The organism is Rhodococcus sp. NPDC019647, from assembly GCF_044389235.1.
Taxonomy (GTDB): Bacteria; Actinomycetota; Actinomycetes; order Mycobacteriales; family Mycobacteriaceae; genus Rhodococcus_F; species Rhodococcus_F oxybenzonivorans.
This window is the reverse complement of record NZ_JBIRXS010000031.1, coordinates 79,933-89,737: the sequence shown is the minus strand read 5'-3', so window position 1 is coordinate 89,737 and position 9,805 is coordinate 79,933. Positions and strand designations below refer to the sequence as shown.

Sequence of the window (9,805 nt, the reverse complement as noted above, 5' to 3'; positions counted from 1 at the left end):
AGCGGATCGGGGGGACTTACGGCCAACCCAATCCTGACCGGCCGAGAACAGCCAAATCATGCTCACCGTGGCGCCTCATTTTTCAGGTCGAAGTAGCTAGCGTAGCGGGGTTAGCTATCCTCGCCTTGCCGTCACGGCCGCGGACCGTCCGGGCGCACGCTTGATGACGACGTCACTTCTGCGGCACGCCATCCGGATTCGACGGGAGAAGTAGACAACCGGGCCCCCGCTGGGGCACTTACGCCACTGCGATGAAAAGTTGCCCTCTCCCACCACAAGGGCGGCACGACATCCAATCACCAACTGCTCAGCAACTGAACATCATCACCACCCACCTCGGGATCGTGGGCGGCGTGCGGCGAGCGTCAACTCCCCAGGTACATCCAGGACCGAACTCGACGGATCTATGTTGCTGCATCGTGCGGGGTGTAGGTGTTGCTTGCGGCGATGGCGGACTCGACACGGCAGCGCAGGTTTTCGTCCTCCAGATGTGGAATTGCCGACCCCGGTTACCACCAGCAGCGCGGTTCCGATGCGGATCTGGGCAGTCTTGTCGACCACCGCACTGAACTGTCCTGGACGAGGTGGAGACTCCTGATCTAACAAGGAGAAATGCCGGTATGCCTGCACCGAAGAAGTACGACGCCGAGACCCAGGATCACGCCGTCCGGATGTATCGGGACCGGATCGACGAGCACGGAGGCTCGAAGGTCGCAGCCGTCGCCATGTCGGGGAGCTGCTCGACATCGCGCCGGCGACGCTGAGGAACTGGATCGAGCGGGAAGAGAGCGGCCAGGCCCGGGCGGATCGTCTTCGGCACCTGGCGTGTCGGCCGAGGTCGCCAGACTTCGCCGAAAAGTATCCGAATTACGCAGAGCCAACACGTTTTTGAAGACCGCGAGCGCGTTCTTCGCGGCGGCGGAGGTCGACCACCGACTGCGGCCAAGCAGCGCGGACCCATCTCGGGCACCGACCTGAGCGAGGCATACGCCGTTCACGCGTGCACACGGTGTACGCGGCCGACAAACGCCTCTACGGTGCCCGCACGATCTGTGGCGGAGATGTGCGGCAGTGATCAGCGCAGATCAAGATGCAGCCGCAAAGCTTCCTCGAGCGCGGCAAGCGTTCTCGTCGACAGCTTCCCGACAGGCTCAATGTCGAGGCGACGCACCGAAATCGAACGCACCTGTTCCGCTTGAGCCTTCGACTCACGCGGTATACCCGATTCGTCAGGGTCGACGAGAACCTGAAACGCGAACACATGTGCAGTGTTACTCGTCAACGGCACCACAGTAACTATCCCCTGACCGAGCCTCTCGGCGGTCGCATTGGCGCGATCATTACTGACCACAACAGCGGGTCTACGCTTGGCCGCTTCGCTCCCCTGCGCCGGATCAAGATCAACCCAGTGCACATGACCCCGCCGGATCATTCGTCATCTGCCGAAGTGACATCCCAGTCGTCGTCGACACCACCGTCGACAAATGCCGCCGCGTAGTCGCGTTCGAGACCCACCGCCCCGAGCATCCGAACCGCCGCTCGAATCCCCGCCGACCGGCCACCCAGACCGTGGTCGCGAACGTATGCGTCGAGGACGCGAGCGTCCTCGTCGGGCAAACTGATCGTGAACCTCGTCGTCATACCGCAATCATACTCCAGTATGAATCAATCGGGGCAGGCCGAAACCGCCGACATCTCGGGCAACCCACCCTCCGCTCCGCGTGCGGATGCGTCCCGAACAACTCATGCATCAGCGGCGCCTCGCGGCAATGGCACGGCTACTTGCGCGAGAAGGTGTCCGGGTCGAGGCTGACCTCGACCCGGTCCTTCTCCACCACAATACTTCGCGACCGGGGTTTGCGAACGCTCCCTCAAGTAGCCCATTTCGCGCTCGGACGGCATGTTGCTGTGCACCGCGCCCGCTGGAACTGACACTGCGGCTGCCCGGTTTGCGTCAACAGAAGGATCTCCCGGCAGCATCTACAGCGCCGCTGCTTCCCCGCCCGCCCTACCCACCGCGTTGGGCGGAAAATCCGCGCGAGTGGGCCACACCAGGAGCCTCGGCCGCAGCGGCCACCCCACCGGTGTGGTCACCGTCACGGCCGGGGGGAGGTCAGCGGCCGCGGCTGTGCACGGTCAGCAGCAGGTGATCGACCCGGTGGCGGAGCCCGCCCTCGTCGGGGTCGAGGTCGGCAAGACCGGCGACGAACGATTCGGCGATCGTGCGCAGCCGGATGTTGGTGTCCTGGGATCGCCAGGCGAGGATATCGAACGCCCGATCCGCGGAAATGCCGTAGGCCAGCATCAGCGCCCCCTTGGCCTGCTCGATCACCGCCCGTGACTGCGTGAGTTCGGCGACCACTTCGTCGACGGAGTCCTTCACATCGCTGGTGTGCGAATCGGTGATGTCGATGTAGAACCCGCTCGTGCCGATCACCCGGCCGGTGTCGTCGTGCACACGGTCACCGACGACGACGACGTGCCGGACCTTGCCCGCGGTATCGACAATGCGGTGTTTGCTGCTGAACGGTTCGGCATCGGTGACCATCCGATCGAGAACCCGGGCGACCTGCGGGTGGTCCTCGGGATGTTTGTGTGAGAGCAACAACTCGGTGGTCGGCTCGACCGCACCCGGCTGGTAGCCGTGCATCCGGGCGACGGTGTCGGACCACTCCCACCGCTGGCCGGCGAGGAGGAACCGGAAACTGCCCACCCGCTGCGCCTCACCGTCACCGACCACCTGCTCGGAATTCACGCCTATTTCTAGCGCATGAGTAACCGAAGGGTTGCGGGGAACCCTGTCCGGTGTCGCCGGCCGAGGCAGCGGAGTGCACCCTAACCGAGGTTCGTGGCGTGCGCCGCGGGCTGTTTACGGTCCCGCCGCCGGGGAAAGTGGAGGAAATGAGCGCCGAACAGAACCCAGCTCATCCACACGACGATCAGGCGGTGTCCGTGCTCACTCGCACTCGTACCCTGTGCGGACGATGCTCGGGCGTCGCCGGTGTCGACGGCGTCGCCGTCGCGGTGTTCGCCAGCGACACCAGTCGGGACCTGGTGTACGCCACCGACAGCACCGCCGAACGGCTCGATGAACTCGAGTTCACCCTGGGCGAGGGCCCCGGCCTTACCGCGTATCGCTCCTCGATGCCCGAAATACTTCCCGATCTGGCGGATCCCGCCGCAGCGACACGGTGGCCGATGTTCGTCCCCGAGATAGTCGACCTCGGCGTTCGCGCCGTCTTCACCTTTCCACTCCGCCTGTTCACCGGCGCCCGCATCGGTGTCCTCGAGCTCTACCGCACCCAGCCCGGCCCGCTCGATGCCCAGCACTCCCGGGCCGCGGCGGACTACGCCGCTGCCCTCGGCCCGATAGTGGTCGATGAACTCGATCCCACGCGCAACCCGACGGTGGTCGATCCCGCCCTGTTTCCGCGCGGCACAGTGCACGTGGCCGCCGGAATGATGGCCGTCCAGCTTCGGGTCTCTCCTACCGCTGCCCTTGCCCGGCTGCGGGCGATGGCATTCGCGCAACACCGCAGGATCACGGAGATCGCCCGGGACATCACCGCCGCCCGACTCAGGTTCCGCCCCGAGGATCCCAGCGGCAACTGAACTTCACCGACGGCATTGCAGTTCCAAGCACCCGTGCCGGGACTGATCGGATGCAACCTCGTCATGCGGACCCGCGGCAGCGACTGCCGTCGCGACAGGAACCCCGTCGTCCTACGCGTAGCTGACCTCGACCTCTCTTGTCCTGGGAGCGCATCCGGTGTTCCCGAGTGACACGAAACCTGGAAAGTGACACGCGAGTGACATGAAATTTGGAAAGTGACACGGATTCTCTTCATGGTTGAGATCTGTCTAATCGGCCGCTTCAGCCCGGCTTGGTGCCTGAGGTGCCCATTCCTCCTGACCCGCGGGGATGGCAGAGCCCGATGTACCCGCCGCGGGACAGGCCTTGGGTGCGAGAGGCAGGAGTCCTCGTGGATCTGCAAGTAGCGACGACCCCGAACACCTGACCAGTCAGGGATCCGCTTTTGGGACGGAAGCCGACCACTGCTGGACATGCGCTGGGACGTCGATCTCGGCCCGGTGACGGTTCCTCATCCGGAGCCTTCGATGGTCCAGTTGCCCGGAGCGGTGGGTCGCGAAAGCCGGGATCGCCCTGGTCCGCGGTAACGGTCGGATCTGCGCGGCGAAGGAGGTCACCGTTACCGGCGAAGACGGCACTGTCACCGTCCTGACGGCACGGCATGCCGTGCCGTGGCCACCGGATCGGATCCGTTCGTTCCGGAGATCGACGGCTTGACCGCGGCGCAGCCGTGGACCGCCCGCGAGGCGACGACCGCCAAGTACGTCCCGTCCGAGACTGGCAATCATCGGCGGCGGCGTCGTCGCCACCGAGATGGCGACCGCATCCGCCGGCCTGAGACGGCAACGAAATCACCTGAACGCTGTTGTATCGAAAACTTGCCCGTTCTAGACTGAGGTATGGCCACGGTCGGTCGTGATTCGGCGGCGCCAAGCGGGTTCCAATCCCGCCGGTACCGTTCTCCGCTGCGTCGGATGCAGGCAGCTCAAACCCGAGCGGCCGTACTCGAGGCCGCCGCGCGGTTGTTCGCCGAGCGCGGCTGGGCCGGCACCGGCATCAGGGATATCGCGCAGGCCGCGACGGTGTCCGTCGAAACCGTCTACACGACGTTCGGTTCCAAGGCCTACCTGTTGACGGCGGCGCTCGAGGCCGCCATTGTCGGCGATGACGCGCAGGTGCCGTTGGCCGACCGGCCCGTCTACACGGCAATCGGTGCGAGGCACACGAGTGGCGACCGCATCGAGATCGCTGCGCGCATGATCGCCTCGATCAACGAGCGCATCTACCGCCTGGCCGGGGCAATCCGCCAGGGTGCGACGGTCGATACCACGCTCGCAGCGGCGTCCGTCGACCTGGAAGGGCAACGCAGGCGCTCGGCCGCCGACGTCGCAAATATGATCATGGGCCGTCAACCCGACCCCGGCCAGGTCGACGAACTGTGCGTCCAGACCAGCGACCAGGTATATGCCCTGTTCATACAAGAATGCGGCTGGACTCGCGTCCGATACGAGTCGTGGCTGATCGACCGCATCACAGAAATCCTCAACCGCCCGAGCTGAATTCTCGTGCGCCTTTATCTGGAGTCCGTCATGACCACCGACACTCTGCCCCACGCCGACACCCGGATCATGCGCATCGTGCACAACGCGCTACGCCGCGATCTTGCTCGCGCGATACGGGTGCTGGGCGCCGCCCCTGCGCCCACTACGGCCCAGCGGGTCGCCCTCGCCGACCACCTCGTGTGGATGATGCATTTCCTTCACCTGCACCACCGCGGCGAGGACGATGCCCTATGGCCTCTGGCCCGTCAGTTGAACCCGGCCGCCGGAGCACTCCTCGACGTGATGGACGCCGACCATGCTCGGATCGGCCCCCAGATCGAGCGGGTCACCGCCGCGGCAATCGCATATCGTGCCGATTCCGCTGCCCGAGAAGACCTTCTACAATCCCTCACCGTTCTGGAGCAGGTTCTCCTGCCGCATCTGCAGCGTGAAGAGGACGAGATGATGCCGGTCGTCGCCCGGACCCTGACCGGTCGGCAATGGTACGAGGTGGAGCAGCGCGTCTTCATCGACTCGAAAACCAAGCGGGAGTTGGGAACTGAAGCGCACTGGATCGTAGACGGTGTCGATCGCGAGGACTACGACGTCGCCGTCGGTAAAGTCGGTCCCGTCACTCGGTTCATCTTGCTCCATACGTTCGCACGACCCTATCGGCGGGCGTGCGCCGCCCGGTGGGGCGCTCATCTCGACGTCAGCCCCCGTCTCCACCGGCCACCACGCACCGAGGGCTCGGTGGAACTGTGGATCGACGCCCCGGCCCGACAGCTGTACGACGCGGTCGCCGACGTCACCCGCATCGACGAACGCAGCCCCGAGTGCCGACGCTGCACATGGTTGCCGGGACGGCCACCGGGAACCGTGGGCGCTCGATTCCGGGGGCACAACCGCGCCCATCACCTGCGCTGGTCGCGGCTGTGCGAGGTGACCGTCGCCGACCCGGGCAGGACGTTCGAGTTCCACACGGTCTCCGAGCGTCGCAACCCGCTGTACCACGACTCGACAACCTGGACATACACCTTCAGAGCGGACAGCGACGGAACGCACGTGACGCATTCGTATCGGATCGACCGACTGCCGTACCGCCCACTGCTCGCGCTCTATTTGCATCTGCTCCCGCAGCATCGAGACATGCGACCCCAGATGCGACAGAATCTCGAGGCGCTGCGGACGCAGGCGCATGCCGGCACGACCCTGCCCAGAACGGCGTAGGCACTCCGGACAGTCGAGATCGGGCGGGCTTGCCCGAGTCGGCCGAGTCCACCACGCTGAGCAGCGAGCACGAAGACTATTACCGCAAAGAGTTCCTCGTTGTCGATCTGAGATGCGGGGAATGAATCGCCCCTCCGAGATCTCCCGTAGCGGATCCTTGACCGGTCAGTGATCGTCAACCAGGACTGGCGAACACGCGAGGCGTCCCGTCCGTTGTCGTTATGAATCGCCGTCGATGCGCCGGATCCGCGCCACCCTTTGGATTCGCGGCAAGCGGAACCCAGCCTGCCGCCGCGGCCGCCGATGACCCAACGGCTGACAATCTCTAACCGTTTGCCCCGACGTGCCGGCCCCAGATCCCTTGATTACCACACGGGACCCTGCCCTACCAGCAAACCGAGGGCCGAGACCGCCGACGGCCCCGACCGGAGCCTTTACTTCGCGATGCCGCCAGAGCACCCTGGCAGGTGCATCCCGCATCCTCTTTCGAACCACAGACCCGGGAGGTTCCTCGATGCGAACACACTACCGACTCCGCGGCACCTCGCTCGTCGTCGGCTCTGCGGTCGGAGTCGCGGCTGTGCTGCTGTTCGGGGCGCCGCCGGCCACCGCGGCGCCGACCGAAACCGTCTTTCCCATTCCGGTCGCCGGGATCGGCGTGGGCGTGACCGGACTCCCTAGCGCGGGCCACTACTACATGACTGCCACCACAGACCCGGACACGCCGGGCTTCACCGGCGTGGGGCCCTACACCGGCGTCTTCGTCCACTGGCGGAACATCTCGACCGGCGAGGGCGGCATCACGTACCTCGATAACCCCGGCGGCACGCAGATTCGGACCGGTTCCGGGACGGTGGTTGCCGCGGTCACGGTGCCCGACCAGGCGGGAACCCGAGTACTCGCCCTCGTACCAGGCGCCGGTGCCTGGTCCGTGCCGTAACTGTCTGACACGCGCGCCTGGGGTCGCGGCAAATAGGACGCTCGATACCAGATTTTCACCGGTGAGACCCGATGAGCACCTCCGCGGGTGTCCTGTTTGCCGATCGGGCTGCGGCGGGGGTCATCGGCTCACCACCGCAGTGCGGGTCAGGATCGCACCCGACAGCAGGGCATCTTTTACCGGCTCTGAGAGGCCCACAGTCTCGCCGTGGCGGTCGTGGGCAGCGAACACCGCCACACCGCAGAACGGCTGCCAGATCGCGCCATGGCCCGCGCAATCTCCGTCGCAACGACGTTGACCTGTGCGTCCGCCAGAGTCGCGCCCACGTCATCGGCCCGTACCGCCGACCTCGAGCACCCCGCCGGCCTGATACGCCGGCCCCCGGTTCACCCCCGTTCAGATCCCCAATCCGAGATCCCCAATCCCCGGAACCAGGGGATGCGCCCCCAGCTCAAACCCGCAGCCTGCGGGCGTTCGTGGTCGGTCAACTTCGTCGCCTTCATTCCGGCCGATCCCCGGCAACGCCCAAAGGCCGTTTGAAGGTCCCAGGCCGAGCGGGGTCTGGTTCGTCGACAGGCCCGATCCCCGGCCCACCGCCGTCAGTAGAGCGTTCAACGCCTCGGCCTGAGTGACGAGAATCGCCCGCGCCGCCGGCGGGTCATCGCCACATAGCCGCGGAGAGTAACGGTGTCCTCTCGATCGGTTGCAGTCCATCGTCACAGCCGCGGAGCCTCGTGTAGACGGCCCGCATCGCGCCCTTGTCAGGCAGGTACTCACCGCCGGCCGCGCGTTGCAGGATTGTCACCGTATTCACTAGCGCAATCGACCCGACCGGTTTCCCCGCCTCGCGGAGTCGATCCAATCGCTGCTTCTCGGCCGTTGCGACTCGAGCGCCAGCCTGATCGTCGATGATGACCGTCACATCGTGGCCGGTTTCGGCCGCGACGACCGCGTGCGCCACGACCATCACCTCACCGAGGTCCTTCGCCTTCGTCTTGCGCTCGGCCATCGGAAGTTCGCTGATGCGGATAACGGCGGCGTTAAGCGCAGGAGTGATGTCGTCGGACAAAATTTGGAGAAACTTTGGCGGAATCTTGGCCCACACCTTCTCCACCGCACCAAACCGAGAGTCGCTGCGAGACTTACGGAAAACTTCTTCCGCCACGGTCTCTGGCGTGCTGATCGGACCCACTGTCTTGATGAGCAGCCGCTCCTTGTTGATGGCGAGGAAGTTCAGGGCCGGGCCAGCATCGATAATCGGCCGCACGCTCATCCGGCCGAGCCCTCGGGCTCCTCGTCGCCCCAGTCACCGAGGTCGATATCGGAATCGGGAAGATCGGTCGCGGCGGCCCAGGCGATCCCCGCCTCACGCGGCTCGATGCCATCGGTGCGCAACTCGTTCTCGACCTCGCCAACGTCCATATTGCGCAAGGTGGCGATGGTCTGCGCGGACACGACGTTCTCCACATACCCAGTGGTTGCACGCGTCAGGAGCTTTTGCGGTGCCCGCCGCTGATCGGACTCCGCCTGCAACGCCCGATACTGATCCGCCCACCCGAACCGGGTCGCCAACGTCCTCGTCGCGATCTGCTTCCACTCATCCTTGGTCGCCGAGCCGATGTAGCCAGCTTGCTCGAGGGCGATCGCGGCCAAGTACGGGGACACCTCGAACCGCTGGACTACCCGGGACAACGTGCTCAGATCAATCGCACCGCGCCCCACCACCTCTTTGACCCCGGCGACCGGAACGAGCAGGTGCCGCGCGAAGGAATTCGCGCGGCTCTCCACCGGGCTGTTCACGGACAGATTCGCGGTATCGGTCCAGTCCTCGAACACCACATGGGCAAGCTCATGCGCGAGGGTGCTGCGCTGACGCATCGGATTCCGGGTGCGGGCAACAGCGATGAACACCGCACCGCGCTCCGGATCGCGCATCGTCAGACCGTGCTCATCCGGGCCGGCATCGAGGACCGCCACATCGATCCCGGTCGTCTGCTCGATCAGCGCGACCAGATCACCGAGCGGCTGGGTCCCCAGTTCGTGTTCGCGCCGGAAACTTCCCGCGGCGTCGCGACCCTCCATCTCCGCACTCATGCGCTCGTGCGGATGCCCTGGTCATCGAGGTAGGCATCGAGCTCGAGATAATGCACCAATGCCCGCCGCATGTCCTCCATGCTCGCACCGTTCGTCGCCCGCGCAGCGCACTGGACACGGCCGGCCACAGTCGACGCCCCAGTGAGTTCGGCGACGGTACACCCGGTCGCGGCGGCGATCGCCACCAGCTCATTCACCTTCGCCGCCCTGGTTCCGGCGATGATGCGCGACAAGGTGGCCTGCGCGATACCCGTCGCGTCCGCCAACGACCGCTGGCTCAGTCTCGCGTCGTCTCGGGCACGATCGATCAGCGCGCCCACGGCCACTACAGTCATGCGCCCACCCTCCTCTGAATCACTTTCCATCGTCGTGATTCAGTCTACGTAACCTCCCTTCCTCCGACAACAC

General features: G+C 65.5%; 10 protein-coding genes and 1 pseudogene. 5 read left to right on the top strand and 6 right to left on the bottom strand.

Features of this window, described 5'->3' with window-relative positions; all coding sequences use genetic code 11:
* Positions 1–620: 620 nt before the first annotated feature.
* A pseudogene (locus ACH49N_RS33120) lies at positions 621–1,045 on the top strand (transposase); the annotation flags it as partial.
* Positions 1,046–1,075: 30 nt separating this feature from the next.
* On the opposite strand, the gene ACH49N_RS33115 reads toward ACH49N_RS33120, so the two are convergent.
* From ACH49N_RS33115 to ACH49N_RS33105, 3 genes are all read right to left on the bottom strand, one after another.
* Positions 1,076–1,432, bottom strand: a complete 357-nt coding sequence (locus ACH49N_RS33115) for a type II toxin-antitoxin system PemK/MazF family toxin (protein WP_358276967.1) — start codon at positions 1,430–1,432, stop codon at positions 1,076–1,078.
* Positions 1,429–1,641 carry a ribbon-helix-helix domain-containing protein gene (locus ACH49N_RS33110; protein ID WP_358276966.1) on the bottom strand — a complete coding sequence of 71 codons (213 nt, stop codon included), beginning with the start codon at positions 1,639–1,641 and terminating at the stop codon, positions 1,429–1,431. The genes ACH49N_RS33115 and ACH49N_RS33110 overlap by 4 nt, the downstream gene beginning before the upstream one ends.
* 472 nt (positions 1,642–2,113) lie before the next feature.
* Positions 2,114–2,755, bottom strand: a complete 642-nt coding sequence (locus ACH49N_RS33105; protein WP_358276965.1) for a PAS and ANTAR domain-containing protein — start codon at positions 2,753–2,755, stop codon at positions 2,114–2,116.
* A 146-nt stretch (positions 2,756–2,901) separates the two neighbouring features.
* On the opposite strand from ACH49N_RS33105, the gene ACH49N_RS33100 reads away from it, so the two are divergent.
* From ACH49N_RS33100 to ACH49N_RS33085, 4 genes are all read left to right on the top strand, one after another.
* Positions 2,902–3,612 carry a GAF domain-containing protein gene (locus ACH49N_RS33100; protein WP_358276964.1) on the top strand — a complete coding sequence of 237 codons (711 nt, stop codon included), beginning with the start codon at positions 2,902–2,904 and terminating at the stop codon, positions 3,610–3,612.
* Between the two features lie 879 nt (positions 3,613–4,491).
* The gene (locus ACH49N_RS33095) at positions 4,492–5,151 is read left to right on the top strand and encodes a helix-turn-helix domain-containing protein (RefSeq protein WP_358276963.1); all 660 of its coding nucleotides are present in this window, start codon (positions 4,492–4,494) and stop codon (positions 5,149–5,151) included.
* Between the two features lie 30 nt (positions 5,152–5,181).
* Positions 5,182–6,363, top strand: coding sequence for a hemerythrin domain-containing protein (locus ACH49N_RS33090; RefSeq protein ID WP_358276962.1), 1,182 nt, complete (start codon positions 5,182–5,184; stop codon positions 6,361–6,363).
* Between the two features lie 514 nt (positions 6,364–6,877).
* Complete coding sequence (locus ACH49N_RS33085; RefSeq protein WP_358276961.1) at positions 6,878–7,303, top strand: hypothetical protein; 426 nt, start codon at positions 6,878–6,880, stop codon at positions 7,301–7,303.
* A gap of 658 nt (positions 7,304–7,961) precedes the next feature.
* On the opposite strand, the gene ACH49N_RS33080 is transcribed toward ACH49N_RS33085, so the two are convergent.
* From ACH49N_RS33080 to ACH49N_RS33070, 3 genes are read right to left on the bottom strand one after another with little or no spacing between them, the layout of a single operon-like run.
* Positions 7,962–8,576, bottom strand: coding sequence for a hypothetical protein (locus ACH49N_RS33080; protein ID WP_358276960.1), 615 nt, complete (start codon positions 8,574–8,576; stop codon positions 7,962–7,964).
* Positions 8,573–9,397, bottom strand: coding sequence for an ImmA/IrrE family metallo-endopeptidase (locus tag ACH49N_RS33075; RefSeq protein ID WP_358276959.1), 825 nt, complete (start codon positions 9,395–9,397; stop codon positions 8,573–8,575). Before ACH49N_RS33075 ends, ACH49N_RS33080 begins: the two co-directional genes overlap by 4 nt.
* Positions 9,394–9,732, bottom strand: coding sequence for a helix-turn-helix transcriptional regulator (locus ACH49N_RS33070; RefSeq protein ID WP_358276958.1), 339 nt, complete (start codon positions 9,730–9,732; stop codon positions 9,394–9,396). Before ACH49N_RS33070 ends, ACH49N_RS33075 begins: the two co-directional genes overlap by 4 nt.
* Positions 9,733–9,805: the final 73 nt, after the last annotated feature.